The organism is Staphylococcus cohnii subsp. cohnii (assembly GCF_002902365.1).
Lineage (GTDB): Bacteria > Bacillota > Bacilli > Staphylococcales > Staphylococcaceae > Staphylococcus > Staphylococcus cohnii.
In genome coordinates this window covers 333,199-333,842 of record NZ_PPQC01000046.1, presented here as the reverse complement: position 1 = coordinate 333,842, position 644 = coordinate 333,199, and the positions used below count along the sequence as shown (strand labels likewise).

Sequence of the window (644 nt, the reverse complement as noted above, 5' to 3'; positions counted from 1 at the left end):
GACTCCTTTTTGTTAAAATTATACTATAAATTCAACTTTGCAACAGAACCTTAAATGATAAATCAAATATTACAATACTTGAATAAAAAGTGTTTTTATTACAACATCATTACAATAAAATAGAAAAAATAATGAGTCTTAAGATGATGGTGAAAGTATTCTAACGTTATTTGGACAGTGTAATAATAAACTTTTATGTCATGAGGACGTAAAAAATCTAACTGTTTTTTTAACTTCCCTGTAACCCACAAGTACTTTTTGGATGTTACAGTGGGAACTAGCAAATTTGATAAAAGTAATTTTGCAAAAAACGAAAGCACAAATTAAAGCATAAATTTAAAAGTATAATCTCTTGGGAGGATTTATTAATAATGAAAAAAACAGTATTAGCTTCAACATTAGCAGTAGGACTTGGCGTAACAGGAATTGCAGCAGGAAATTCAGCAGATGCGTCTGAACAAGGTATCGATCAAGCACAATTAGCTCAACAAGCACAAAACAATCCACAACAATTGAATGCACAAGCATTACATGACGGTTCATATAATTATAATTTCAGCCAAAACGGTACAAATTATAATTTTGAATCTGATGGCACAAATTGGTCATGGAGCTATGGTGAAGGTTCAAACGGATCAAGTGAA

Annotated in this window: 1 pseudogene; it reads left to right on the top strand. The window is 30.6% G+C overall.

Annotated elements, in window-relative coordinates:
* Positions 1-371 precede the first annotated feature (371 nt).
* Positions 372-644 (top strand): annotated as a pseudogene (locus CD032_RS13470) (transglycosylase); the annotation flags it as partial.